The sequence below is a fragment of the Pseudoalteromonas sp. 0303 genome, assembly GCF_013349995.1.
GTDB lineage: Bacteria > Pseudomonadota > Gammaproteobacteria > Enterobacterales > Alteromonadaceae > Pseudoalteromonas.
This window is the reverse complement of sequence record NZ_JABVXF010000005.1, coordinates 109,497-135,538: the sequence shown is the minus strand read 5'-3', so window position 1 is coordinate 135,538 and position 26,042 is coordinate 109,497. Positions and strand designations below refer to the sequence as shown.

The 26,042-nt window shown below is 40.5% G+C and carries 23 protein-coding genes; 15 read left to right on the top strand and 8 right to left on the bottom strand.

Translation table 11 applies throughout. The features are described from left to right. Nucleotides 1-77: 77 nt before the first annotated feature. From galK to galE, 3 genes are all read right to left on the bottom strand, one after another. Nucleotides 78-1,217 carry a galactokinase gene (galK, locus tag HUS62_RS05535; RefSeq protein WP_175078850.1) on the bottom strand — a complete coding sequence of 380 codons (1,140 nt, stop codon included), beginning with the start codon at nt 1,215-1,217 and terminating at the stop codon, nt 78-80. Next, a complete protein-coding gene (locus tag HUS62_RS05530) occupies nt 1,217-2,260 on the bottom strand; it encodes a UDP-glucose--hexose-1-phosphate uridylyltransferase (protein WP_175078849.1) in 1,044 nt (347 codons plus the stop codon). The genes galK and HUS62_RS05530 overlap by 1 nt, the downstream gene beginning before the upstream one ends. Before the next feature lie 270 nt (nt 2,261-2,530). Further along, nucleotides 2,531-3,541, bottom strand: coding sequence for a UDP-glucose 4-epimerase GalE (gene galE / locus HUS62_RS05525; protein WP_175078819.1), 1,011 nt, complete (start codon nt 3,539-3,541; stop codon nt 2,531-2,533). Nucleotides 3,542-3,703: 162 nt separating this feature from the next. On the opposite strand from galE, the gene HUS62_RS05520 reads away from it, so the two are divergent. The 4 genes from HUS62_RS05520 to HUS62_RS05505 all read left to right on the top strand — a co-directional run bounded on the left by HUS62_RS05520 (nt 3,704) and on the right by HUS62_RS05505 (nt 7,760). Then, nucleotides 3,704-4,708 carry a substrate-binding domain-containing protein gene (locus HUS62_RS05520; protein WP_175078818.1) on the top strand — a complete coding sequence of 335 codons (1,005 nt, stop codon included), beginning with the start codon at nt 3,704-3,706 and terminating at the stop codon, nt 4,706-4,708. A 110-nt stretch (nt 4,709-4,818) separates the two neighbouring features. Further along, nucleotides 4,819-6,444 carry a methyl-accepting chemotaxis protein gene (locus HUS62_RS05515; protein ID WP_175078817.1) on the top strand — a complete coding sequence of 542 codons (1,626 nt, stop codon included), beginning with the start codon at nt 4,819-4,821 and terminating at the stop codon, nt 6,442-6,444. A 36-nt stretch (nt 6,445-6,480) separates the two neighbouring features. Continuing rightward, complete coding sequence (locus tag HUS62_RS05510) at nt 6,481-7,287, top strand: ABC transporter substrate-binding protein (protein WP_175078816.1); 807 nt, start codon at nt 6,481-6,483, stop codon at nt 7,285-7,287. A gap of 2 nt (nt 7,288-7,289) precedes the next feature. After that, on the top strand, nt 7,290-7,760 hold the full coding sequence (locus HUS62_RS05505; protein WP_175078815.1) for a DM13 domain-containing protein: 471 nt from the start codon (nt 7,290-7,292) through the stop codon (nt 7,758-7,760). 101 nt (nt 7,761-7,861) lie between these two features. Here the strand turns inward: HUS62_RS05505 and ahpF are convergent, their stop codons facing one another. The 4 genes from ahpF to HUS62_RS05485 all read right to left on the bottom strand — a co-directional run bounded on the left by ahpF (nt 7,862) and on the right by HUS62_RS05485 (nt 11,923). Continuing rightward, complete coding sequence (ahpF, locus tag HUS62_RS05500; protein ID WP_175078814.1) at nt 7,862-9,442, bottom strand: alkyl hydroperoxide reductase subunit F; 1,581 nt, start codon at nt 9,440-9,442, stop codon at nt 7,862-7,864. Nucleotides 9,443-9,592: 150 nt separating this feature from the next. After that, a complete protein-coding gene (gene ahpC, locus HUS62_RS05495; protein WP_054553958.1) occupies nt 9,593-10,162 on the bottom strand; it encodes an alkyl hydroperoxide reductase subunit C in 570 nt (189 codons plus the stop codon). 208 nt (nt 10,163-10,370) lie between these two features. Further along, nucleotides 10,371-10,874: a 2,4'-dihydroxyacetophenone dioxygenase family protein gene (locus HUS62_RS05490; protein WP_054562481.1), complete on the bottom strand. Its 504-nt coding sequence runs from the start codon at nt 10,872-10,874 to the stop codon at nt 10,371-10,373. Between the two features lie 47 nt (nt 10,875-10,921). Then, on the bottom strand, nt 10,922-11,923 hold the full coding sequence (locus HUS62_RS05485; protein ID WP_175078813.1) for an NAD(P)-dependent oxidoreductase: 1,002 nt from the start codon (nt 11,921-11,923) through the stop codon (nt 10,922-10,924). Between the two features lie 148 nt (nt 11,924-12,071). Between HUS62_RS05485 and HUS62_RS05480 the strand changes: the two genes are divergently transcribed. From HUS62_RS05480 to HUS62_RS05445, 8 genes are all read left to right on the top strand, one after another. Continuing rightward, the gene (locus tag HUS62_RS05480; RefSeq protein ID WP_175078812.1) at nt 12,072-13,091 is read left to right on the top strand and encodes an AraC family transcriptional regulator; all 1,020 of its coding nucleotides are present in this window, start codon (nt 12,072-12,074) and stop codon (nt 13,089-13,091) included. A gap of 97 nt (nt 13,092-13,188) precedes the next feature. Further along, nucleotides 13,189-13,869, top strand: coding sequence for an SDR family NAD(P)-dependent oxidoreductase (locus HUS62_RS05475; protein ID WP_175078811.1), 681 nt, complete (start codon nt 13,189-13,191; stop codon nt 13,867-13,869). 9 nt (nt 13,870-13,878) lie between these two features. Continuing rightward, nucleotides 13,879-15,414, top strand: a complete 1,536-nt coding sequence (locus tag HUS62_RS05470) for an AMP-binding protein (RefSeq protein ID WP_175078810.1) — start codon at nt 13,879-13,881, stop codon at nt 15,412-15,414. 99 nt (nt 15,415-15,513) lie between these two features. Continuing rightward, nucleotides 15,514-15,933 (top strand): DUF3429 domain-containing protein, encoded by a 420-nt coding sequence (locus HUS62_RS05465; protein ID WP_130167664.1) that lies wholly within the window; start codon nt 15,514-15,516, stop codon nt 15,931-15,933. 54 nt (nt 15,934-15,987) lie between these two features. Next, on the top strand, nt 15,988-16,359 hold the full coding sequence (locus HUS62_RS05460) for a hypothetical protein (RefSeq protein WP_130167665.1): 372 nt from the start codon (nt 15,988-15,990) through the stop codon (nt 16,357-16,359). Between the two features lie 4 nt (nt 16,360-16,363). Further along, nucleotides 16,364-17,164, top strand: coding sequence for a class I SAM-dependent methyltransferase (locus HUS62_RS05455; RefSeq protein WP_175078809.1), 801 nt, complete (start codon nt 16,364-16,366; stop codon nt 17,162-17,164). Between the two features lie 2 nt (nt 17,165-17,166). Next, nucleotides 17,167-18,153 (top strand): Gfo/Idh/MocA family protein, encoded by a 987-nt coding sequence (locus HUS62_RS05450; protein WP_175078808.1) that lies wholly within the window; start codon nt 17,167-17,169, stop codon nt 18,151-18,153. A 160-nt stretch (nt 18,154-18,313) separates the two neighbouring features. Continuing rightward, the gene (locus HUS62_RS05445; RefSeq protein WP_175078807.1) at nt 18,314-19,990 is read left to right on the top strand and encodes a methyl-accepting chemotaxis protein; all 1,677 of its coding nucleotides are present in this window, start codon (nt 18,314-18,316) and stop codon (nt 19,988-19,990) included. Nucleotides 19,991-20,022: 32 nt separating this feature from the next. Here HUS62_RS05445 and HUS62_RS23355 read toward each other — a convergent pair whose 3' ends face one another. Then, nucleotides 20,023-20,673: a TonB-dependent receptor domain-containing protein gene (locus HUS62_RS23355; protein WP_282658447.1), complete on the bottom strand. Its 651-nt coding sequence runs from the start codon at nt 20,671-20,673 to the stop codon at nt 20,023-20,025. A 193-nt stretch (nt 20,674-20,866) separates the two neighbouring features. Between HUS62_RS23355 and HUS62_RS05435 the strand changes: the two genes are divergently transcribed. The 3 genes from HUS62_RS05435 to HUS62_RS05425 all read left to right on the top strand — a co-directional run bounded on the left by HUS62_RS05435 (nt 20,867) and on the right by HUS62_RS05425 (nt 26,040). Beyond that, entirely contained in the window at nt 20,867-21,748 is an 882-nt protein-coding gene (locus HUS62_RS05435) for a DMT family transporter (RefSeq protein ID WP_175078806.1), read from the top strand. A 166-nt stretch (nt 21,749-21,914) separates the two neighbouring features. Then, nucleotides 21,915-23,561 (top strand): hypothetical protein, encoded by a 1,647-nt coding sequence (locus HUS62_RS05430; protein WP_175078805.1) that lies wholly within the window; start codon nt 21,915-21,917, stop codon nt 23,559-23,561. Between the two features lie 400 nt (nt 23,562-23,961). Continuing rightward, nucleotides 23,962-26,040: a TonB-dependent siderophore receptor gene (locus HUS62_RS05425; protein WP_175078804.1), complete on the top strand. Its 2,079-nt coding sequence runs from the start codon at nt 23,962-23,964 to the stop codon at nt 26,038-26,040. The last annotated feature ends 2 nt before the right edge of the window (nt 26,041-26,042 follow it).

Here is a 26,042-nt window from a genome sequence, read left to right as displayed (position 1 = left end):
TACCCTCAAATTTGTGTGCTTACTAACTTGCACACGCTATTATTGTTGTCAATTATCAGCTAGTTACTGATATACATCTAAAAAGCACCTTGCTCTGCGGTACAGACAAAAATACTTTCTTTTAATCCTGTTTTATATTGATAATTTTGCTCTACACACTCTATGACCTCTGGAACAAGATCAGCAGGGACTAATGCCACAACACAACCACCAAAACCACCACCTGTCATACGAACGCCACCGCGCCCCTGTAATTGCTCATCAATAAGTCCAACTAAATAATCAATTTCAGGTGTTGTTATTTCAAAATCATCACGCATTGATGCATGTGACTGTCTCATTAGTTTACTAATGTCAGCATCATTTTTATTTTTCAAGGCACTAAACATTGCTAAAGTGCGCTCATTTTCTGTAACAATGTGCTTGGCACGGCGATATATTAAATTGCCCAATATAGATTTATATTTTTCTAACAGTGTCATCGTCGCATATCTCAATGAGGAAATGTCCATTATTTGAGCAGCCATTTCACATTGTTTTCGGCGTGAGTTATACTCACTCTCAACTAATCCACGCTTTACGTTTGAATTAATAATTAATAACCGATAGTTATCATCAATTACAGAGTGCTCGTACGATAGAGTCTCACAATCCAATAGCATTGCTTTGCCTTTCCTGCCAAGAGCAGAAATAAGCTGATCCATAATACCGCATGAACAACGAACAAATTCATTTTCAGCCTTTTGACTTATTAATGCAGCACTTACACCGTCTATTTTTAAACCATAAAGCTCATTAAATGTTTTTACGATTGCAACCTCAAATGAAGCTGAAGAGCTCAATCCAGCTCCCTGTGGAACATCGCCATTTACGATCAGATCGGCACCTTGCAGCTGTGGATATTGTTGATATAAGACCCCAACCACACCACGAATGTAATTACTCCAGCTTGGGTTTTGAACATGCTCGATTTCATCTAATTCGAACTGATTTAATTCAAATTCATAATCAGCGGCAATAATGCGGATAGTTTTATCGCTTCGCTTCGCCGCGACAATTTGAGTACCAAAGTTAATTGCAACAGGAAATACAAAGCCTTGATTATAGTCTGTATGTTCACCGATTAAGTTAACACGACCAGGCGCAGTAACATGGATCTCTGGCTTACGATTAAATATTTCTAAAAAAGTGTTCGTTATAATTTCTTTTGCAAACATCACTGAGCATTCCTGTAATGAGTAGAACTGAGTGCACGCAATCTCTCTGCTGCTTGCTCTGGTGTTAAATCTCGCTGGGCTTCTGCCATCATTTCATAACCGACCATAAACTTTTTCACTGTTGCTGAACGTAATAGAGGAGGGAAAAAATGGGCATGCAATGTCCATTCTGGATGAGATTGCCCATCGAATGGAGCACCATGCCATCCCATAGAGTAAGGAAATGAAGTGTTAAATAAGTTATCGTAGCGAGTTGTAATTTGCTGAACTATATCAGCTAAAGGAGCAACCGCTTGTTCTGGTAGTTCACTCATCCGTTCAATAGCAAACTTAGGCAGAAGTAAAGTTTCAAAAGGCCAAGCTGCCCAAAATGGTACGACTACGCACCAAAATTCATTCTCACAAACAACACGGTCACCTTCTTTGAGCTCCCTTTGAACATAATCTTGTAACAAGGCGCGATTATGCTCTTTATAATACTGATCAAAGTTTTCAGCTTTTCTTAACGCCAAAGTAGGAAGTTGTGATTGTGCCCACACCTGCCCATGAGGATGTGGGTTTGAACACCCCATCATGCTTCCTTTATTTTCAAAAACCTGAACCCACCTATATTGCTCACCTAATTCAGCTGTTTGTTGCTGCCAACACTTTACAACGGCTTGCATATCCTCTGCTTTTAATAAAGGTAAAGTTTTACTGTGATCCGGTGAAAAACAAATTACTCGACTACAGCCTTGCTCCACAGACAGCTTTAGCAATGGATCATCACTTTCAAAAGCAGGAGAATCTGTTTTTAAAGCTGCAAAATCATTTTCAAAAACAAATGTCTGGCTATAGTCTGGATTTACTTCACCATTAATGCGGGTATTAGTAGCGCATAAATAACACGTTTCATCATAGCTTTTCTCTGCAACAAGCTCTGTTTTTTCAGATTGTCCTTGCCATGGTCGCTTGGCTCTGTGAGGAGAAACAAGAACCCAATCGCCTGTTAGAAGATTAAGGCGTCGATGGGGATGTTCAGAGGGATCAAAGATGCTATTCATCATTTTTATCCTGCAATTTATTATTAATGATTACCAGAGGGTAAACGATCACCCTACCTCTCGCAACCTATTACCGATTCTAAAAAACCAACTTTTAACATGTAACAACATTATATAAACATAACATCATGAAATATATTTAATTTATATAAATAGCGCTATACTAAAAGTCTACTATTTAAGAAATTTCTTAGCGTCGAATAGGGGTTAATTTGATAATTAAAGCAAGTAAAGAACCGCCTGAATTAGCGCTCTTTACTTGTTCATAACTTAGAGGTACCCGTTAGGGTTCTTAGATTGCCAGCGCCATACATCTTGCATCATTGTTTCCATACTGAGTTTCGCTTGCCATCCAAGCTCAGCTTTAGCTTTATCTGCTTTAGCATAACAAGCAGCAACATCACCAGGACGCCGCCCCTGAATTGAACATGGAATTTGTTTATCACTTGCAACTTCAAAAGCAGCAACAACACCTAGCACACTTGTCCCTTGCCCTGTTCCTAGGTTGTAAATATGTACGCCACACTGACCATTTTTAGCTTCAAGGGCTGCGACATGGCCTTCAGCTAAATCTACAACGTGAATATAATCTCGCACACCTGTACCGTCTGTTGTCGGGTAATCATTACCAAATACAGCTAAGCTATCGCGTTTACCAACAGCAACTTGTGCTATAAATGGCACTAGGTTATTCGGGATCCCAAGAGGGTCTTCACCTATTAAGCCACTTTTATGGGCGCCAACCGGATTAAAATATCTTAGAATTATTATAGATATAGCGTTATTAGCTTGTGCAAAGTCTTGCAATATCTCTTCAACAAACAGCTTACTTCTTCCGTAAGGGTTTGTGGCTTTTACAGGAAAGTCTTCATCAATAGGCACACTTGATGGATCACCATACACGGTGGCTGACGAACTAAAAACTAAGTTTTTAACGTTATGCTTTTTCATGACCTCTAATAAAGTACAAGTCCCGTGTACATTATTATCGTAATACATTAAGGGTTCCATGACTGATTCACCAACAGCTTTAAGTCCAGCAAAATGAATCACGGCATCAATTTGATGTGCTGAAAATATACTACTTAACGAACTTTCATTTCTGATATCGCATTCATAAAAGATAACTTTTCGCCCAGTAATACGCTCAACCCTTCTGATTGCCTCATATTTACTATTTACCAAGTTATCTACCACAATGACATTATGGTTATTTTCGATCAATGAGATAAGTGTGTGAGAGCCAATATACCCAGCCCCACCGGTGACTAAAATATTCATAAAAACCTCCAAAGTAGATCTAAGGGTAAACGTTTACCTTTAAATAATAAAGCAATTTTTGATTATTTAGATAAGTCCACTCTTTTATTGCTAGGATAAAAGTGTAAAGTCGTTTAATATCTGATGAGTTAGTACAGTAATATAGTTAGGGACAGTAGTAAGATGGCAACCATAAAAGATATTGCTCAAATTGCAGGTGTATCCTTAGCAACAGTATCTCGCGTGGTTAATAACGGCCCAAAAGTGGGTGATGCTACCCGAAAACGAGTAAAGCAAGTAATGCAAGAACTTGGTTATCGGCCCAATGCGAATGCCCGTGCACTGGTCACTCAACGCAGTCAATCATTAGGGATTGTTTTACCTGAACTTTCAGATCCTTTTTTTGCTACCATGGCCCATGGTATAGAAACCATAGCCAGAAAAAATAACTCTCAAGTATTAATCAGTACTGGTTCAATAAAGAAAGAGACTGAACTAAAGGCAATTGAAACATTATTAGAACACCGTTGTGATGCGATGGTTGTGCATAGCAAAGCTCTTGATGATGAGACACTAATAAATTTTGCAAATACGGTACCGGGGTTTGTACTGATCAACCGTTATATACCGCAAATTAGCCATCGCTGTATTTGGCTAGACAATATAAGTGGCGGTAAAACAATGGCTAAGCATATGCTTAAGCAAGGTCATACGAAATTTGCTGTTGTTAGCAGTCAATATGATATTGATGATCCAAGCAACCGCTTAGCAGGTATTAAATCTGAATTAGAAAAGCACAATATTTTCTTAGATGACACGATGGTTGAGCTTAGCACCCCCGATCAACAAGGCGGCGAAATAGCCATGCAAAACCTCTTAGCCAAAGGTGCTGACTTTACTGCTGTACTGGCATATAACGATGCAATGGCATCAGGCGCAATGACAATGCTTCAAGATCACAATATTGATGTGCCCAATGAAGTCTCTATCATCGGTTATGATGATGTTTTACTAGCTAAATACTGCCGCCCAAAATTAACAACTCTGCGCTACCCTATCGAGATGATGGCAATGAAAGCAACTGAACTTGCGCTTGCATACCGCACTGGAGAAACACCTCAACAAGGAAGCACCTTCAAATACGCGCCTACTATAGTAAAGCGGGAGTCCGTTACCCGCAAAAACTGAATAGTTTGATGGCTTAGTTATATTGAGCGTAAATCATCATTGCAAAAACTTGCTTAAAACCATTTATCTATTAGCTTTAATACTAAGTCCTTACAAAAATTTGCACGCCCATGTTAAATAACTACACCGTTCGTACGCGATTAGCCGTCTTGGCTTTGTTACCGGTTACAGTTTTTGTGATCACCTCTATTTTTACAATGTCTATTATGTCGGGCATGGTAAAAGGCATCGACAGTTTGTATGACGATAGAGTCATCCCCCTTGAGCAGATAAAAACAGTATCGGACAATTACGCAGTTAGCATTGTTGATCTATTCCATAAATACCGCGCTGAGCAAATTTCAAAAACTGACTTTCTATCCGCCGTTGAAAATGCAAAAAATGTTGCTGATAGCAAATGGAAAAGCTACTTAGGGACCAAGCTAACGACAGAAGAGCAGCGCTTAGTTAATATCGTGGAAAAGAATCTCGCTGTAGTAGAAAGCGAACTAAGCACATTTTTAAACCAAGTAAAAAGTGACCAACTTAAAGCAGTACCTAACGAGGTGTTCGTAAAAAAACTTTACGATGTGTTTGACCCTCTCAGTGAAAGCTATCAAGGGCTAATAAGCTTACAAATCAATGAGGCTAACAAGTTTAAAAACGCCGCAGATAAAGATTTTGCTCAAGTCAGTATCGCTATGACTGCCTCTATCACTATATTAATAATTTTATTATTGGCTATTGCCTTTATTATATACCGCTCTATCCATAACCCATTGTTGTCGTTAAGTGAAACGATAGGTTCTATCTCAGAAAATGCCGATTTGCGTCTGCGCGCCAAAACCCATGGTAATGACGAAATAGCCCAAGCAGCAAACCACTTTAATGCCATGATGGAACGCATTCATGCACTTGTAAATGATGTAACCAGCGCAACACTCACCCTTTCATCCGCTGCTGAGCAAATGAACTCAATTAGCGACCAAGTTGCAAGCACAGCCACAGAGCAAGAGCATCAATCAGCGATGATTGCCACCGCTATTACGCAAATGAGTAGTGCCATTGAGCAAGTGGCCGCAAATGCATTATCAACATCAGAAAAAGCCACTCACACTGATAAAACAGCCAAGCAGGGTCAGCAGTCTGTGCAAGAAAATATCGATGCAATAAACCGTTTATCACATATCGTTAATGCGAATACAAAACTAATCAATGAGTTAAATACACAATCAACCGATATCAATCAAGTGGTAATGATGATCCAAGGTGTTGCAGAACAAACCAATTTACTCGCTTTAAATGCAGCTATTGAGGCAGCACGCGCAGGTGAGTCGGGTCGCGGTTTCGCAGTGGTAGCCGATGAAGTCAGGCAGCTTGCGCACAACACGCAAAAAGCCACAGCCAGTATTAACGAAATGATCAGTAAACTACAAGCAATGGCGCAGCAAGCAGTTACCGCCATGGGCAATGCAGACGAAAGTGCTAAACAAAGTGTTGAATATGCAGAGCGCTCATCACAATTACTGACTGAAATTACTCAAGAAATGGCTCTTATCGCCGATATGAACAACCAAGTATCCACCGCAACGGATGAGCAAACTACTGTTGCTAACGAACTAAGTTGTAATATTAATGAATTTAGTAGTAGCATTTCACTGGTTAGCGAAAGCTCGCAACAAAATGCACAAGCCAGCCAAGAGTTGGCCTCACTGGCTTCACGTCTACAACAGCAGGTGCATGTTTTCAAAGTATAGTCCTATAAACCTGCGCTCAAAAAAGGACTTAAATTAATGAACAGAGCAATACTGATATTTTTAATGACATTTGCTCTGTCGAGTCTACAAGTATTAGCTCATGAACAAATTGTTATTCAGCTTGCTAAACCTAGCTATAACGATGCGGCGAAAAATCAATATATTCACGATATTCTCGACAAAAGTTTTGCCGCAATGGGTGCGGATGTTGTACTGTTTTACAATATTAGGCCTATGAATAATAAACGTGTTGTAGAGCAGCTAAGCCATAATAAAACAATTACCTTAGCATGGCTTTCTTTACCCCAGCAACAAACTGATTCATTAGTCAGAACGACTATTCCTCTCTACAAGGGCTTACACGGCCAACGTTTGCTTATTATCCGCCATGAAGATCAAGAAAAGTTTAGCAACATCGAAACCCTTGCTGATTTAACTCCCTTGGTTGGCCTACAAAAACAGAGCTGGTCTGATTATACCGTACTGAAAAACAATGGTTTAACAGTCAATGGCGAGCTTGATTACCCAGGGATGGTAAAAGCCCTTGAAACAGGACTTGGTGATTACTTTCCACGCTCAGTACTGGCTATTGGCACCGAACTGAATAAACTAAAACAGTTCAATTTTGTCATTGCACCAAACATTATGTTGCAACACCCCAGCGACTATTACTTTTACTTAAGCAAAGAAAATCAACACATTAGAGATATACTAGAGCAAGGTATGCAAAAACTGCAGCAATCAGGTGAACTTGAGAAGCTCTATTTGCAATACTTTGGTGATGTTGAAAAACAGTTTTCTTTAAAGCAACGTCACATCATAACGCTAAAAAATAAGGAGTAAGCATGCTAAAAGCGCTGCTAATTATCATTATGACATTGGCGATTTTTGCTGCGGGTTTTATAGCTGGCGTGTACAGTTTACCTATTTTAACTGAACAACCAGCACCCGATATTGCTGTTTTGAAGCTGCATCAAGGTCGAGCTCAGTTTAGTGCAACGTTTAAACCCGACCTTAAAGGCTCAGACCGCTTGCATTATGGTGATGGCAAGGTGTATCTAACGAATGATGCTATTTCTATGCAAGGCTCGTTATCACCTGGTCCCGACTATCAACTTTATCTATCGCGAAACTTTATTGATAACGAAGCCGATTTTTTAGCACAAAAAGGCACTATGCAGCGTGTTGCAGGGGTGCGCTCGTTCAATGGCTTTAAATTAGTTGTACCACAAGGTATTGATGTCAGTGATTACAATACAGTGGTTATTTGGTGTGAAAGTTTTGAGGAGTTTATTACTGCAGCGCAGTATCAATAGCTGTACTAATAAAAAACAAAGCCGCCTTTGGAGAGGGCGGCTTTAAAGCGGCAACTATGGGTGTGAGCTGCCTAATCAAGAGTCATTGTTTATGCAACTAATTAGGCTGCATTTTCTGTGCTTTGAGTCTCATCGCTGTGGCGAATTAAGTAATCAAATGCACCTAAACTTGCCGTTGCACCACTGCCCATTGCAATAATGATTTGCTTAAACGGCGTTGTTGTTGCATCACCTGCAGCGTAAACCCCCGGTAATGATGTTGCACCTTTGCTATCAATTTCGATTTCGCCAAAGCGAGTCAGTGATAACGCTGAATCTTTTAACCATTCAGTGTTTGGCACCAAGCCGATTTGCACAAAGATACCTGCAAGCTCAAGTGATTTTTCATCGCCAGAGATGCGGTCAATATAGCTTAAGCCTGTTACTCGTTTACCATCACCAACAACTTCTGTCGTTTGCGCGTTTTTGATAATAGTAATGTTGTTTAAGCTATTTGCTTTACGAATAAGTACTTCGTCAGCACGTAAGGTATCAGCAAATTCAAGCACAGTGACATGCTCAACAATGTTTGCAAGGTCGATTGCAGCTTCAATACCAGAGTTACCACCGCCGATAACCGCTACCGCTTTGCCTTTAAATAACGGACCATCACAGTGAGGACAGTAAGCAACGCCATGACCGCGATACTCTTTCTCACCGGGTACATTCATTTCACGCCAGCGTGCACCAGTTGCTAATACCACTGATTTAGCATTTAAAACCGCGCCATTTTCTAGCGTAATTTGATAATTATCTTGCTTAGTAAGCGATGCCGCACGTTGGTTTTGCATAACATCAACATCGTATTCTTTTACGTGCTCTTCAAGTTGTGCAACCAATTTAGGGCCTTCGGTCGCTTTAACTGATATAAAGTTTTCAATTGCTAATGTGTCTGATACCTGACCACCAAAACGCTCTGCAACCACACCCGTATTTAAGCCTTTACGTGCTGAATAAATTGCCGCAGAAGCGCCTGCAGGGCCACCACCAACAACAAGTACATCGAATAACTCTTTATCGTTCAGTGCTTCGGCTTGGCGTGCAGCCGCTTTGGTATCTACTTTATTTAAGATATCAGTCAAGTTTACAGCGCCTTGGCTGAATAACTCACCATTTAAGTACACAGCGGGTACTGCTAACACATTACGCTCGTTCACTTCGTCTTGGAACAAGGCGCCATCAATCATCGTAGCCGTAACATTTTCATTGTGTGCCGCCATCAGGTTAATTGCTTGCACTACTTGCGGACATGTTTGACAACTTAATGAAATATACACTTCAAAGTTAAGCGGCCCAGGCAATGATTTAATTTGTTCAATTTCAGTCTCTGATGCCTTACTTGGATGACCGCCTGTATGCAGTAGAGAAAGGATCAAGCTTGTGAATTCGTGGCCCATAGGCACACCCGCAAATGTGATTTGCGTATTGTTAATAGGTGAAGATACCACCATAGATGGACGACGCACATCTTGGCTAGGGTTATCTCGCACCGAGAATTTGTCGCTTAACGAAGCTAAATCGTTTGCTAAGTTTTTAAGTTCTGTTGATTTATTGCTGTCATCCAAGGCGATAAGCAGCTCAACAGGGCTGGTAATAGAAGCAAAGTGGCTTGTTAATTGGTTTTTGATATTTGTATCTAACATGGCTTAGCCCTTGAGTTCAGAATAAATAATCTAGAAAAATTTTAGGGATAACTGCCCATCACCCGCTAATGTGCTTAATGTGAGTTGTGATGGGCAATTAAGGTTGCATTGAGATAGCAAAGCTTTGCTATCGTTTAATGCTGTGGCAAATTAGATTTTGCCAACTAGGTCTAGTGAAGGAGCAAGTGTCTCTTCACCTGGCTGCCATGATGCAGGACATACTTCACCGTCGTGATTAGCAATGTACTGTGCAGCTTGTACTTTACGTACTAACTCTTTCGCGCTTCGACCGATACCTAAGTCGTGAGTTTCGATTACTTTGATTTCGCCTTCAGGGTTCATTACGAATGTACCACGAAGAGCAAGACCTTCGTCTTCAATCATCACACCGAAGTTACGTGTAATACGACCTGTAGGGTCACCAATCATTGGGAATTTGATTTTACCAATTGTGTCAGACGTATCGTGCCATGCTTTGTGAGTGAAGTGCGTGTCAGTTGATACTGAGTAAACTTCAACACCCATTTCTTGAAGCTGCTCGTAGTAATCAGCAACATCACCAAGCTCTGTAGGACACACGAAAGTGAAGTCTGCTGGGTAGAAGAAGAAGATTGACCACTTACCTAGCACGTCTTTTTCTGTTAGTTCTACAAAGTCACCGTTGTGGTAAGCTGTTGCATTGAATGGTTGTAGTTTTGTGTTAATTAATGAAGTGCTCATAATATTCCTCATTGATGTATTTAAAAAAGTTTAATTAACGCAGCCTTGCGTCTGCTTGATTAATACAATAGAGGTGTGAGCGATTAAAATAAAATTGATTGTTTAGATTAAATTGATTTGTTTTTTAGATTGAAAGATTGGAAATGCCAAAAACTATAAAGCCCTCAATCACTTATGTAATCAAGGGCTTTCACTTCAGGGAATAAAATTACTTACTAAAACCATATAAACTCTTTGGTTTAATGTAGTTAGGCTCAATTCCTTGCTCTTTTGCGGCTGCTAACATCACTTGCTCAATCCAACCTGCATCCATAATGTTCATATAGTTACCATCTGGGTCAAAGTTAATGTTAGATCCCATAACCACCATAAAGGTATCGGTCACTTCAGTGTTGTCTGCTGGTACTTGAAATTGATGAATAGAACCACCTGGCTCAAACAAATAGCTACCAGCCACTTGTAAATCGTCAGGGTATTCTGTGTAGTGCCAGCTGCCTGCTAGGGTATATAAATGTACAACCCCAGTATGAAAGTGCTTTGGCAAAACCGTACCCGGCTCAAATAAAACACGTAATACCCATACCCCATTTTCAGAATCCAGCATGAGTGGATAAATGTGCACGCCTGGTAAAGCGTTTTTAATTAGCTTTTCATCATTTGTATGAATAGTCAGTAAGAAATCTTGATGATTAATAATATCTGGTAATGCCATGTGTGTGCCCTCTTTTCACTTGCTCTCAATAAGTTAACTAGTTGTCTTTAATTTGCTGTGGCGGTATCTGTGCGTGGTTCTTCTTTACAAAGCCCTTGTTCATACGCCCACTGCAATGCATTTTGCATACCTTGCTGTAATGTAAATTCTGGTTTATAACCAAAAATGTTCTGCGCCTTTTCATTACTGTACGCTGCACTTTTACGACTTAGCATGCGCATGGTCGACGGATTGATATCTGTGGTTTTACCAACAAGGTGATAACACCACTCAATGAACCCTGTTAGCTTTAACGCTAAAGCCAAATTCACTACTGTGACGTGATTTTTCCCTTGTGCCTGTGCCAAGTAATTAAAATAAACTTGATTAGTCACTTGCTCAGGGCCTGATAGATTAAAAATTTCACCGCTTGCATCGTCGCTCATGGCACTTTGGTAAATGCCTTTGACTAAATCATCAATATAAACAGGCCCAAACATGCCCTCTGGTACCATGAACTTGCCTTTGGCGATTTCTTGTAATGGGTAAGCTATCCACGGTCTTGAGCCGGGCCCATAGACATCGCCAGGGCGAATTATTGTGACATTGAGTTTTTTACTGGCGTGATAGCTTAGTGATAAATGCTCACTCATCATTTTCGAATCGTTATAGGCTCTGCCATCAGGGAACAAAGGCGCATCTTCTTTAATATCAGTTTGCCAATCACTACCATAGACGGCCGTCGACGAAATATGAATAAAGCGCTTTACTGTGTTTGCAGCCACCGCTGCATCAAGTAAGTTTTTCGTCCAACCCACATTCGCCTGCCATGTTTGTTTATAGCTAAACGCATTTGAAACAATTGCCGCTGTATGAATAACTAAATCGCAGTCATTCATTAATGAGCGCCAACTCGCTGGCTCATTCAAATTACCAGCAACAATGTTAAATTCTTCACAGGGTGTTAAATCAACGCCGCATACATCGACCCCATGCGCTTTAAAGTAGCGTGCGAGAGTGCGGCCAATAAAACCATTGCCGCCACTGATAAAAACTTTTGAGTAGTTCATTGTGTGTTCCTCTAAGCACGTTACAGCCTTAATTGCAGTCAACAGGCCAATCAGTTAATACATTGTTAAACTTTAATGACCTGTATTACTTTACTTTTAACGCAATTTTTTTTACTTTTTACGCCAACGCACTAAAAAAGAGCACACTATGCCCCGATTAACACAAGCACCCGATCTAATTAGAGTATCTGCTCTACACGGCTATATTGAACTGATCGAAAGTAAATTGGTGAACCCTGACGCACTATTATCGCGCGTTGGTTTAGACAGAAAACAACTACAAGATGCCAATAACTTTGTGCAGTATCAGCAACTCATTCAGCTATTAGAACTCACGGCGAAAGAATTAAACCTGCCCTATTTCGGGCTAGAATTAGGCCGTTGGCAAAGCTTGAATATTTTAGGGTCTGTTGGTTATTTGATGGGCAATTGCGACACCCTTGAAATGGCGCTAAAAAATTTAACTAAGTACTATCATGTTCATCAAAATAGCGCTGACTTACTCCTTGAAGTAGACCAAGACTATGTAAAGCTATCGTTTTTTGTTCGCACGAGCCTAAAGGTGAGCGTTTATCATGGTGCCGACTTAGCTTTAAGCGTCGGGGTCAATTTATTAAAACAATTAACCGATGATCAAATAAAACTCCACCGCTTGGAGCTTCCCCATAGCTGCGATGAAAATCCGAGTGTTTATCGTCAAGCTCTTGGCCAAGTTCCGGTATTTAACTGTGCACACACCGCAGTAGTATTTGAGAAAAAATACCTAAAGCTCCCTATTAAGAATTCAGATAAGCAGTTGTTTTCTATACTTAGCCAACAGCTTGGACAGCCAGCAGACACAAAACGCGAAAACATTGCAGATCATGTTGAAGTACTGATCAAGCAATACTTACTCCACGAAGAGTTTGGTGTAAACCTAATAGCCGAAAAGCTATCAATGAGTGCTCGTAGCTTGCAGCGTCACTTAACAAAGCATGACACAACCTTTCGTGAATTAGTCGATGATGTACGCTGTAATCTAGCACACCAATATTTAACAGAATCTAGCCTCAGTTTATCGAACATCTCAGATATCTTAAGCTTTTCTAATTACAGCGAGTTTACTCGCGCTTTTAAGCGCTGGTATGGCATTCCACCAAAAGATTATCGTAAGTTACACTCGAGCTAATGGCGTAAAAAGTTAAAAACAGGTCGTTAAAAGCTAAGTTTTCTGTTAACAATTTATATATATTGACTAGCTAGTTTCGCTAATTAGTGGTCGTGCAATGTTAAGAAGAGTGTTTATTACCGGTGTCAACAGTGGCATTGGGTTCGAATTGGCAAAGCAATATATTAGCCGTGGTGACGATGTCGCTTTATTTGACGTACATTTCAACGAACAAACAAAACAATCGTTAAGTGAGCTTGCTGATGATTACCAATACATTGAGTATTTTGCTACGCATATCTGCGATAATGAAGCGCTGCAAACTCAAGTAAATAATGCAATCGCAGCGATAGGCAAACCAGATTTAGCCATTTTTAGCTGCAGTACCAATGAGCAACTAAGTAAAGAAAATAGTATTGCTTGTCAGCACTTTGCAACACTAATAACGCCACACTTAAGCATGAACGGCCACCTAGCAATTACATCCCCCCTTATTGATGCAACTAAATTTACGCCACAACCAAGCGCTTTGATTTTAGCCAAAAAGCTACGCAAGAAATTTAAGCCAAATAACATAAAAATCAGCTTAATTTGCGAAAGCGAAAAACATATGGCTGTGGCAAACCCTATCGATACCGCAAAGCATATTCTGCGAGGCTTAGATAAACAAAAATTAATGGTGATCCTAGGCTTACAATCTAAACTAACCTATATCATGAGTCGTTACTTACCGAATTGGATAATGGGTTCTGTGATGGATCGCCTCATTAAACAACAATTAATAAGAACAACACGCTAAGGAATCCCCATGAACACACATGATAACCTAACACAATTAATTGAGCACACGTGTCAAACTTATGCTGACCTTCCTGCCTATAACAGTGCAGGTAAAACACTCAGCTATGCCCAAGTTGAACAACAGTCTCGCTACTTGGCACAGTGGTTTCAACAACAAAGTGGTCTTGTTGCTGGAGACAGAATAGCCATTCAATTACCGAATATTGTTGATTACCCTATCGTTACCTATGCAGCATTTCGTGCAGGATTAATCGTAGTCAATACCAATCCGCTTTATACTGCCCGTGAAATGCTACATCAGTTTAATGATGCAGATGTTAAAGCCATTGTTATTCTTGATGCTCTTACCGATAAATTAGCAACGGTTATCAATGATACGTCGATCAAAACCGTTATTGTTGCAGCGGCTGTTGCTGAGCCGACGTTGCAAGAGGGTCAATTTTCGTTAAACGAACTCATTCGCCAAGGTGAAAGACTCGCCCCTCTTGATGCTCATCAAGCAAGTCGTGACGATATTGCTGTTTTACAATACACCGGCGGCACCACAGGGGTTGCCAAAGCTGCGATGCTTAGTCATGGCAACATTTTAGCTAATGCCGAGCAAATGAATGAGCGCTTTGACAATATTTTAAAGCCCGGTCAAGAAACGGGTATTTGCCCGCTTCCGCTTTATCATATTTACGCCTTTACAGTGAATATGGTTGGCCTATTTGCCATGGGGCAATTTAACGTACTGATCCCAAATCCTCGTGATTTAGATGCGTTAGTTAAGCAAATCGAACCATTTGAGATTAATTACTTTTCAGGGATTAACACCTTATTTATTGGCTTGTGTATGCACCCAGGGTTCAAAGCACTGAATTTTTCAAACCTAAAAATGACCGTCTCTGGGGGCGCAGCTTTAACACATGCTGCAGCTGATGCGTGGATGAACACCACAGGTTGTACAATCACAGAAGGCTATGGCTTATCAGAAACTTCGCCTGTTGCAACCTTAAACGACTTTAAAAAAGAAGAAATTGGTAGTATTGGCCGCCCACTCTCAAACACTACTGTGGAAATTTGGGATGAAAACGACGAGCCTGTTGCTGACGGTGAGTCTGGCGAAATTGTTGTTAAAGGCCCGCAGGTGATGATGGGTTATTGGCAGCGCCAAGACGAAACCGACAAATGTATGAAGCGAGGTTTTTTCAAAACTGGTGATGTGGGTCTAAAACTACCAAGTGGAAATTACAAAATTGTAGACCGTTTAAAAGACATGATTATTGTTTCTGGCTTTAACGTGTACCCTAACGAAGTAGAAAACGTACTTTGTCAGCACCCAGCTATCTGTGAAGCAGCCGTTATTGGTGCAAAAGATGAAAAAACCGGTGAGCGTGTCTGTGCCTACATTACTTTAAAAGAGCAGATTGATGAGCAACAAGTGAGTGACTATTGCCGCGAAAACTTAAGTGCTTATAAAGTGCCTAAATCAATCATTTTTATGGAACAATTGCCTAAATCGACGGTTGGCAAAATTCTACGTCGAGAATTACGCCAATAATAAAGCGATCGTTTTAGCCGCCTAACTGGTATAAAATAGTTAAAAGATAAAAGCATACCGTTAGGTATGCTTTTTAATTTAAGCGGTCAAAAGGTCATTATGGAAAAGTTTATTAATCACATTCAACTCGGTTACTTAGGTTTACTACCGTTTTTAGGCTGCGTAGGCTGGCCACTTATTGCAGGAAGTAATGCCGTCAACTTAGACTTTTTCACTTTTTATAGCATCGCTATTTTAGCCTTTATGGCTGGCAATTTATGGCATGCAGGACAGCAAACGCATGCTGATGCTATAAAAGCGATTATTCCTATCTTACCGATTGGCTTTTTAAGCTTTTTACCAGCAACTTGGACACTGGCTTGGCTCGCAGCAAGTTTTTGGTTAGTGCTGTTATTTGAAAAAAGCTCACCACAGTGGCAAACCTATCACGTTGATTATCAAAAAATGCGTTTTGTTTTAACGTCAGTGGTTTTTGTATGCCACATATTTGTAATTGGCATGAGTATCTATCCTGAGTAGCCCTTTTCTTGCGTTTGCGGTAACATCCGCGGCTCAGTTTTTTAAGGACTTGCTATGATAGATCAACTGCGCGCTAAACTAGACCACCTTGGCGAAAATTACGTAGAAAAAAACGCCCACTTTAAGGTAAAAGTGATCCCATTTTTTTGTGCGATTCACATTAAAAAAGATCATAAAAACCAAGGCAGCTTAAAGCTATATTCTAATCAGTTGATTGAAATATTTTTAGCTACCATGTTCTTGTTATTCGGCTTAATGCTTTTTGATACAGACGCAGGTTTTACCCATGGTCCTATTCATATCGTTATAGCCGTATTGATTAGTTTTAACTTAATCTTTAAGCAAATAGCCATTGAAGGGCTTAAAACTCGCTTAGCCCTTTGCCCTGAAATCGCACAAGAAACAACGCCAGCACAAGGCAAATAACAACATGTTTTTAGACCCTAGTTGGCGCATATTAACGGTTGGCGATGGTGATTTATCATTTTCACACTCTATTGCTCGTTATATAAAACCGGCCAAGCTTGTTGCTTCAACTTATGATGATGCAAACACCATAGAACAAAAATATGCCGACAATGCACTTCGCGCCTTGCGACAACTTAACATTGAAACACTCACTGAGTTTGATGTAACAAAGCCAGACTCGTGGCAGCGCTTAGATGGCGCTTGTTTTGATGTGGTTATTTTTCAATTTCCACTTATACCCGCGTTTAAAGGTGAAGCTGCATTTAAGGCAAATACCCAACAAGGTGGTATGAATGTTTTAAACCGTGCTTTGTTGCATCGCTACCTAGACTACGCAAGCCAGTTCGCATTAGATAAAAACGGCCCGATGCTCTGCTACATCACCTCTAAAGATGTAAAACCTTATCGCGAATGGAATATTGAAGGCAGCTTAAATCAAGGGCTGACTTGCCAATATCTAGGACAAATGCCATTCGATATTAATTTATTCCCTGGCTATAAAATTCGCAATGTTGATCGCGATAAACACGTTAAAGACACCAGCGGCATTACCTATGTATTTAGCGAAAAAACTGACAATAGTATTACTGAAAAGCTGACTTTACCCGCTTATTTAGGTGATAAACACTGTGCATTATGCCGCGTAGGCCCTTATATGGCACAAGAAGATGAAGACAAACATTTGTTAAGCAAAAAACATAAACAAATGGAAAAGTTTGAACTGGATTGGCAAGCATGGCTTGCACAAAACAACGAGGAGTAACCATGAACTTTGTGATTGTAGGTACCAATTTTATAAGCGATACACTACTGAGTGCAGCTAAACAAATTGAACAATTCTCCTTATATGGTGTGTGCTCTCGAGAGCAGCAAACAGGCGAGGCTTTCCTTGCAAAGCACGATGCTCAAAAGGCTAAGGTGTTTACCAATATTGAGCAAGTATGCGAAGACCCATTAGTCGATGCTGTCTACATTGCTGCGCCAAATAGCTTACACAAAGAATATGCTGTAATGTGTTTAAAAGCCGGTAAACATGTTTTAGGTGAAAAGCCTTCGGCTGCTAATAGTAAAGAACTAGAGGCCATCATTCAGGCGGCCAAAACACATCAACGCTTATACATGGAAGCGATGATGACCACCCATTTACCAAACTTCGCACGCTTAAAAAATGCAATTGCAAAGATTGGCACACCCCGCAAATATATTGGTCAATATAGTCAGTACTCATCACGTTACGATAAATATAAAAATGGCGAGCGACCAAATACTTTCTTGCCAGAATTTGCTAACGGTGCATTAGTCGATTTAGGTATCTATCCGCTGTATATTTTACTCGCATTATGGGGCGCGCCTCAGAGTGTAAAAGCCAGCGGCGTGTTACTTGAGACCGGCGTTGATGGAGCTGGCGATGTATTATTAAATTACGCAGATAAGCAAGCGGTGATCAGCTATTCGAAAATCTCGCAAGGCGATAATTTTACTGAGATCCAAGGTGAAAAAGGCCGTATTCGTATCGAAGCAGTCTCTTTATTAAAGCGTATGCAATATATAGGTAACGATGGCACAGTTGAAGAGCTCTCTGAGCCATTTGATGAACACTTTATGCGCCATGAAGTAAACCACTTTATTCAAGCAGCGAATGCCGGACAAATTGAGTCATCAGTTAATACTCATACACTGTCAAAACAAGTTATGGCGGTGCTCGATGAAGCACGAAGCCAACTTGGCGTTGTGTATCCCGCAGACCAATAAATGCATTATTCAAGGGCAATGGACACTGCCCTTGTTATTTTTAGCCCCCTTCATACAAGCTTAAATGACGACCTCTAATTAACTTACTCGTAATTTTTATTGAAATTAGATTTTTGTACTATGGTTAATAATATTTACTTTCAATGAGAAGGGTAATATTTTGACTATTCGCTTTTTACTCAGAGCTGTTTTCGCAGCAACCATTACCCTTGCAGCAGGTCTACTCCTCATTATTCTATTTTTGCAATCAGGCCAAGATGAAAGTATGGAGTCGGCCCAACAGCGTTATGAACTAAGCCACCTTGCTAAGTATTCATCTTCAAATTCGATTCACTTAACTGAACTTGCTCGTCAACACGTTGTAACCCTAGAAAATCGCTATAAAGGGGAATACCAAGAACTTGTTGACCAAATTCAAGGAAAAGCTGCTTGGCTAAATGGCGAAAAGAAGAGCTATGTGCAGCGTTTAAAAGCCTTTAATGTGGCTGCTGATGATTTAGCCCTGTTGCAAAAATCCAACGACTTATCACTTAAACTTGTTGAAACAGAAGAAAAAGCATTTAGCTTGGTCAATGATTTGCTTGGCCGAGATACCAATAACTTAACCCCTAGCGAGCATAAAAGGTGGGTGCAAGCTATCGAGCTTTTAACCAACGATGCTTACATGGCAGAAGTTGAGAAAATTCAGCAACCCGTGAAAGCTTTTTTAAGTTCAATCGAGGAAAAAAGTGCGGCTGAAGTCAAAGGAAATCACGACCGTGTGGTTACCTTGAGTTTAATTAGTACCGTTTTAGTCCTGACTATTATTGCTACCTTAATAGTGTGTTACTGGCAATTAGAGAAAAAAGTGATTAAAGCAACTCATGCCTTAATTGATGAAGCTAAGCGTATCTCTGAAGGGGATCTATCTCGCTATATTGACCACAAAGCCGATGACGAAATAGGCCAGCTTGCGAGCAGCTTTAATATTATGGTTGATAAGCTATCTCAGCTTCTTAAAGAAATACATGATCAATCAGAGCAGGCCCAAGTAGCAGCAAAAAGCCTAGATGAAATTTCACAACAAGCTAAAACGCTCAATGATATTCAAAGCCAAGCGATTGAGGTGATTTCAAGCTCAGTCTATGAAAACTCAACGGCCGTTAAAGAAGTGTCTCAAAACTGTGCAGAAGCGGCAAGCAGTGCCACCGCAGCTAATCAAAAAACCCAAGATGGTCTACAGGTTGTACAACAAGGAGTTAGCTCTGTTGAATCAGTGGCCGATACACTCACCAAATCACTAACAGACCTTAACCAACTCGAGTCCTCTGTGAATGAAGTCACGGTTATTTTAAGTGTTATCAGTAATATAGCCGAACAAACTAATTTATTGGCACTCAATGCCGCAATCGAAGCTGCGAGAGCAGGTGAACAAGGCCGAGGTTTTGCCGTTGTTGCTGATGAGGTAAGAACTTTGGCTAGTCGCACACAAAGCTCTACTCTTGAGATCCAAGATAAAATTGACTCATTACAATCTGCAACCAATGCTGTGACGCAGAGGATACGCTCTAGCGATAATCAAATTAAAGAAGCGGTGATAAACTCAGAAAAAGTGGGCCATATGCTCGATGAAATTAGCGTACAAGCAAAAGCCATTTCTGATGCCAATATGACCATAGCTTCTGCATCTGAGCAGCAATCTCAAGTAACAGAAGAAATCGCCCAGCGTTTAAACGAAGTACAAGACACCAGTCGAAAGTCGCAGCAACAAACGCAAAGCATTTCGGACTCATCGAGTAAGCTGGCTAACTTGGCGAATAACTTAAACGGGCAAATTAATCGCTTTAAATTAAGCTAGTCGCTGATCAAGCTCAGCGACTAGCGATTAGTTTAAAATCGGTAAGTAACAGATGCACCGATAGTTTGCGGGTTAACTACTGCCACATAGCCTTGTGGGTAACGACCACTGACAGGTTCTTGTGAGGTATATGCTTCTTCATCTAAGGCGTTGTTGATGAAGGCACTTATCAACCATTGTTCAGTATCATAAGTCATCGATAAACGCGTAATGGTGTAATCACCCGCAACACGCTCTTCTGTGTTTGTTAAGTCGCCATAAAACTCATCAACATAATTGGCACTTAAATTCACTTTTAGACTATCGGTAAACCAATGCGACAGACCTAAACTCGCCGTTAACTCCGGTGCAGAGTTTAAATCATTGCCAACGGCATCAGGAAAGGCTGATGATTCATCAATTTTAGTTTTCAATAAACCGAAACCGCCATGTAACTGCCACTGATCGCCCAACATGCTGTAAGCTTCAACTTCTAAACCATAGCTATGAGCATCTTCAATATTAGTGATTTTATGCTCGATGCGCAGACCCGCTGTTAACGTTAATCCGCTTAAGTTAAAACTTGTTCCACCATAGACTGCGGTCGATTTACTGTTATCGTCGCCGTAACAGTTTGTTGATCCTACACTGTCAAAGTCTTGGTCGCGGTCAAAATGGTAAGGCCAGCAACAAAAACAGACCACTCAAATCATCATGCAGGCCTTTGAACAAGCAAGCCAAATTTAAACATTTTGAGCATGGGTATCAAAGCAATTTGATACCCGCAATTTTGCTTTATCGAAAATCTGTGTCCGTTTAACGAAAAACATTTCTTCTCCAATAAAACATCAGTAGAATCGCCGCAAACTTGAGCTATTAACTTTCATAAGGACAGTAATGCAGCGCACCATTCCACCGTTTTTTATTGCTGTTATTTGCGTGCTTCTCGCAATGGTTACCATTCAATCTGGAGCCTCTGTTGCAAAGCAATTATTCCCTTTAATTGGCCCTGAAGGCACCACCGCACTACGCTTGGGTTTTTCAGCTGCTATTTTGTGCCTTGTGTTTAAACCTTGGCGAGCGTTTCCGCCTATTGGGCAACGTATGCCGATCATCGTTTATGGTTTGAGTTTAGGTGGCATGAACATTTTGTTTTATTACGCAATTGAACGTATTCCTTTAGGGATAGGTGTTGCGCTAGAGTTTACTGGCCCCCTTGCAGTTGCTCTGCTTTCGTCACGTAAAAAACGCGACCTATTTTGGGTAGCCTGCGCCATTGCTGGCATAATTTTATTGCTCCCAGATATGAAAGGCGAAGACAGCCTCGACCCAGTTGGCGTTATTTTAGCCCTTGCGGCGGGAGCGTGTTGGGCGTTTTATATATTGTTTGGCAAAAAGACCGGAAACCAAGGCTCAGGCGGAATGACCGTTGCCATGGGTATGAGCGTCGCCGCGATTGTACTTGTGCCTTTCGGCGCAGCTTCTCAAGGCGCTGCACTATTGAGTTGGGAAGTATTACCGCTCGGTATTTTAGTGGCAGTCATGTCAAGTGCACTGCCCTATACCTTAGAAATGGTGGCACTACGCAATATGCCAGCACAAGGCTTTAGCATTATGATGAGCCTAGAGCCGGCGATTGCAGCATTGGCTGGCTTTATAATCCTAGGTGAATTTTTAAGCGTGTGGCAATGGCTAGCTATTTTATTAGTGATTACCGCTTCGGTTGGCAGCTCGATGTCGAGTAATTCAGAAGATCAGAAAAGTCAGAAAAATAGCTAATTCAACATTTAAAACACATTTACCAATACTTAAAGGTTAAATATCAGACTCAAAAACAGCTTTTATCGGCATTCGTAAAGTGGGAGTTCTCACTATAATGCTCACTATTAATACAAAGTGGTCTTATCTCTTTGTGTCGGAATAAACCTAATAGTGGGATTTACTTATGTCGATAAAAGCCAAATTATTTCTATCAACCCTAGCTCTTTCAAGTAGCTTTGTGACTTCTTATGCAATCGCTAATAGCTGCCAAGGGGAATTAGTAGCTATGAATGCCGGCCGAGGCGAGTTAGGTGTTGTATTCGGTCTCGATGAGCTGCAAAAAACAGCTAGAGCAGACTCTGTTGCAAAATTTAGTTCTGCTGCAATTGCATATGACGAAACAACTAACCGCACTTATTATGTGTCTTCACCTATTCCACTTGAATTCAAAGTAGATGTTAGCCATCTTGATATCAGTGATGAACAACGTCCAAGTTTACCTATTAGAGGTGACAAATATAAATACAGTCGCTTAGCCTATTTTGATCATGCAACAGGCGAGCATGTTGTTGTAGGTAAGACAAAATCAGTTTTCGGTATGGCATACGCTTCAGATACTGATTCACTTTTTGCAGTCAGCTTCTCAAAGCTATATCGCATAGACAAATACTCGGGCGAAGAAACTGTGCTAGCTGACTTCAGTGGCATTGATGGTTTAAGCCGCGCTGATTTAGTCATTAAAAATGGCGACCTTTTATTAGTAACAGCGACTTCTGTATATAGCATTGACCGTAATGACTATTCATATACTAAATTAGCCAATCACAACTTAGTTAATGTCACAGGTGCAACATTAAGCCAAAAAGGTGACGTTTTAATCAGTCGTGTGATTATTAATGATCATGGTGATCAAAACGAATCTAAAATTTATAAGCTTAGCCCTTATTCAGGAAAAACTTGTCTGGTTGCAACCTTGCCGATTCACATTAGTGACTTAACAACAAACACATCAAGCTCAACAAGTTGTTACACTGAAGCGCCTTGCGCTATTTCAAATGATGGCATTCCTTACTACTCAGAAACGGTTAATAACCAACTAGGTGGTGTATGGCAGTCATTTGATTTTCAAGATCAGTATTTTACAAAGCCAGCTGTGTTTTCATCAGCAGCAACTGTACATGATGAAAATGGTGGTGTTATTCGTTTAAAGAATATTGAAACAAATAGTTCTGAAATTTCATTCCAGAATTGGCAATATTTAAACACAAAACATAACGAAACTGAGTCTTTTGACTTTTTAACAATGAATGAGGGTCGCTATACAATGAGCGACGGTACAATTGTCGAAATTGGTAGTTTTGGCTTGTCTAACTCTAGAGAGTTTAAAGACGTTGTATTTTCAGAAGCATTTAGTGCCAAACCTTACGTCTTTTTGCAAACTCAAACCTACAATGGCGGACACAGTGCCTATACACGTGCAGCAAGCTTATCAACAACAGGCTTTAAAGCTGCATTTTATGAGCAAGAAAGCTTAAATGAAGGTCATGTTGCTGAACGAGTGGCTTATTTTGCAATTTTACCTGGTTCAGGCACTTCTGGCACACTAGAAACAGTCGCAGGTAACAAAGATTACAATCTATACCAAGCCGATATTGATCATGACGGTGGTCAGATAGGCAAGCATTTCTACTTCCTCCAAGAAGAACAATCAATGGATGATGAAGTACTTCACTCTACAGAGCGAGTACACGTGATGGATATTGAGGAAGTAAGCCTTGCTCAAACTGTTACTGTTCGTGGTGAAGACACATACACCCTCCGCAGAAAATAAATACTCCTAAATCTAGGCGCCTCAGGGCGCCTTTTTCATATCCTATTAGTAATACCAATCCGCAATAATACTTAATCATTTTGAGGGATTAAACCTGTCGCTACCTGCGTTAAAAATTTCTGATTTAGAACAACTAAATAACGAAATTTTTGCCTTGTTACCAACGAGGTTTTATTGCCTCAAAATAGACCACTTAATTAAGCGAATTGGTATAAACTTGCCTTTTCATATAGACAAAACTCTTCGACATAATTTGTTACATTTATTTATATTAACATATCACTTTTGCGATGAATGGTGATGATAACTATTATCAGTTGTGATAACTTACCCACCGATTGTTTCCCTATTAAAAACAATAACCCTATAAAAATTTGCTAAATAACACGCGGAGATAAAAATGAAATTCACTCAGTTGCCTATTGCAACCGCTATTCTTTGTGCACTCTACCCTCAAATCAGTTTTGCAGAGCAAACGACTGACGTAGAGGCTAATCTCGAAAAAATCGAAATTGTAGGTATTCGACAAAACCGTATTAGTGAAGGAGCGACAGGTTTAGCGCTAGAAATTGATGAAACTCCGCAATCTATCAGTGTGATCTCTGCTGAGCAACTAAAGAATTATTCCGCTTTTAACATTAATGATGCTTTACGCTTAGCACCTGGTATCAATGTTGAAGAATGGGAAACTAACCGTACCAACTACACATCACGTGGTTTTGAAATTAAGAATACACAAATCGATGGCGTTGGCTTACCGAATGACTGGGGTATCGTTACCGGCGCAATGGAAGCATACGGCTACGAAAAAATTGAAGTTATTCGTGGTGCCAATGGCTTACTCACTGGTGTAGGTAATGCATCGGGTACGCTTAACTATGTGCGCAAACGCCCTAAAAATGAAAACGGCGGCGAAATCGGTGTCTCTGTTGGTTCATGGGATTTTAAACGTTTACAAGCTGACTATTCTCTTTTATTAACCGAATCAGGTAGTTGGGCTGCACGCTTTGTGGCTGCCGCAGAAGATAAAGAATCATACCTAGATGGCCTTGAGAACAACCGCGAGTTTTTCTCTGCGGTGGTAGATGGTCAGCTTACAGATAACTCAACTGTTACCTTGGGTTATTCATATCAAGACGCTGATACCGATGGCAACACCTGGGGCGGTCTTGTTTATAACTACACAGATGGCACGCAAGCTAAATGGGATGTCAGCGACACAACCACTCAAGAATGGACAATGTGGGACACCATTAACACCTCTGCATTTGTTGAGTACAACTATGTTTTTGCAAACGCGTGGCAACTTCAAGCGAGCTACAACTTCCGCGGTTTTGAAGAGCAAGATAAACTTTTTTATGCCTATGGCACTATTGATAAAGATACTAACCTTGGCTTAGTAGGTTCTCCTGGTCGTTATGATAGTGAAATCGATGCTGATTTATTTGAAATCAAAGCATTTGGTGCCTTTGAATTGTTTGGTAAAGAGCACCAAGCGAGCTTTGGGGTAAGCCATGCAAAAAGTGATGATGTGATGTATCAGCACCCGTTTGATTTTGCAAATACACCAGCGGCTGGACCAACTCCTGCGTTTCCGTACGATTTAGATGCGATCCCTGAACCTGATTGGTTAACGCCGGTTCTGTATTCAGATATTGAACAAAAGCTAACCCGTTACTTTGGCTCTGCTCAGTTAAATATTACGGATAAATTATTTACTGTGGTTGGTTTTAACGCTATTGAATTTGAACGCTCAGGTATGAATGCCGGTGCATCAATCGATAATGACGAAAACGAAACAAGCCCATATATCGGTTTTACCTATAAGTTAAACGACGATTTAAACTTATATGCTAGTTACTCAGATATTTATCAGCCGCAAGAGCAAGCTGATTACAACGGCCAATACTTAGCACCTACCAAAGGCACTAACTTTGAAACTGGTGTTAAGGCTTCTTGGTTTGATGATGCCCTAATGACAACATTTGCCTACTTTACTGCAGAGCAAGATAACTTTGCGCAATATGCGGGCCTCACTGAAGATGGTATTTATTACTATGAAGGCGTGTCTATTGAGTCAGAAGGTTATGAATTTGAAGTCACTGGTAAAATCACCGACGCTATGAATATCGTCGCATCTTATACACATATTGATGTTACAGATGAAAATGGTGATGACACCAATAAATGGGCACCTCGCGATGTTGTTGGTGTAACAGTGGATTATGCATTAACAGATGCAATGGTTGTGGGTTTAAATGGCCGTTGGCAATCTAAAATCGAAAGCACTGATTACAATGTTAAGCAAGGTAGTTACGCCCTGCTAAACGCCTTCGCGCGTTGGAATATTAATGACCAAGTAGCAGTACAAGCTAACGTTAATAATATTACTGATGAGCAGTACATCAATAGCTTACAAACCGTGGGTTATTACGGCGCGCCAACAAACGGTAGCCTAACTCTGACCTATAAGTTCTAAAC

Coding starts and splice junctions, on each gene's coding strand:
- galK (WP_175078850.1), bottom strand. CDS start 1,217: ATGTTTGCAAAAGAAATTATAACGAACACTTTTTTAGAAATATTTAAT.
- HUS62_RS05530 (WP_175078849.1), bottom strand. CDS start 2,260: ATGAATAGCATCTTTGATCCCTCTGAACATCCCCATCGACGCCTTAAT.
- galE (WP_175078819.1), bottom strand. CDS start 3,541: ATGAATATTTTAGTCACCGGTGGGGCTGGGTATATTGGCTCTCACACA.
- HUS62_RS05520 (WP_175078818.1), top strand. CDS start 3,704: ATGGCAACCATAAAAGATATTGCTCAAATTGCAGGTGTATCCTTAGCA.
- HUS62_RS05515 (WP_175078817.1), top strand. CDS start 4,819: ATGTTAAATAACTACACCGTTCGTACGCGATTAGCCGTCTTGGCTTTG.
- HUS62_RS05510 (WP_175078816.1), top strand. CDS start 6,481: ATGAACAGAGCAATACTGATATTTTTAATGACATTTGCTCTGTCGAGT.
- HUS62_RS05505 (WP_175078815.1), top strand. CDS start 7,290: ATGCTAAAAGCGCTGCTAATTATCATTATGACATTGGCGATTTTTGCT.
- ahpF (WP_175078814.1), bottom strand. CDS start 9,442: ATGTTAGATACAAATATCAAAAACCAATTAACAAGCCACTTTGCTTCT.
- ahpC (WP_054553958.1), bottom strand. CDS start 10,162: ATGAGCACTTCATTAATTAACACAAAACTACAACCATTCAATGCAACA.
- HUS62_RS05490 (WP_054562481.1), bottom strand. CDS start 10,874: ATGGCATTACCAGATATTATTAATCATCAAGATTTCTTACTGACTATT.
- HUS62_RS05485 (WP_175078813.1), bottom strand. CDS start 11,923: ATGAACTACTCAAAAGTTTTTATCAGTGGCGGCAATGGTTTTATTGGC.
- HUS62_RS05480 (WP_175078812.1), top strand. CDS start 12,072: ATGCCCCGATTAACACAAGCACCCGATCTAATTAGAGTATCTGCTCTA.
- HUS62_RS05475 (WP_175078811.1), top strand. CDS start 13,189: ATGTTAAGAAGAGTGTTTATTACCGGTGTCAACAGTGGCATTGGGTTC.
- HUS62_RS05470 (WP_175078810.1), top strand. CDS start 13,879: ATGAACACACATGATAACCTAACACAATTAATTGAGCACACGTGTCAA.
- HUS62_RS05465 (WP_130167664.1), top strand. CDS start 15,514: ATGGAAAAGTTTATTAATCACATTCAACTCGGTTACTTAGGTTTACTA.
- HUS62_RS05460 (WP_130167665.1), top strand. CDS start 15,988: ATGATAGATCAACTGCGCGCTAAACTAGACCACCTTGGCGAAAATTAC.
- HUS62_RS05455 (WP_175078809.1), top strand. CDS start 16,364: ATGTTTTTAGACCCTAGTTGGCGCATATTAACGGTTGGCGATGGTGAT.
- HUS62_RS05450 (WP_175078808.1), top strand. CDS start 17,167: ATGAACTTTGTGATTGTAGGTACCAATTTTATAAGCGATACACTACTG.
- HUS62_RS05435 (WP_175078806.1), top strand. CDS start 20,867: ATGCAGCGCACCATTCCACCGTTTTTTATTGCTGTTATTTGCGTGCTT.
- HUS62_RS05430 (WP_175078805.1), top strand. CDS start 21,915: ATGTCGATAAAAGCCAAATTATTTCTATCAACCCTAGCTCTTTCAAGT.
- HUS62_RS05425 (WP_175078804.1), top strand. CDS start 23,962: ATGAAATTCACTCAGTTGCCTATTGCAACCGCTATTCTTTGTGCACTC.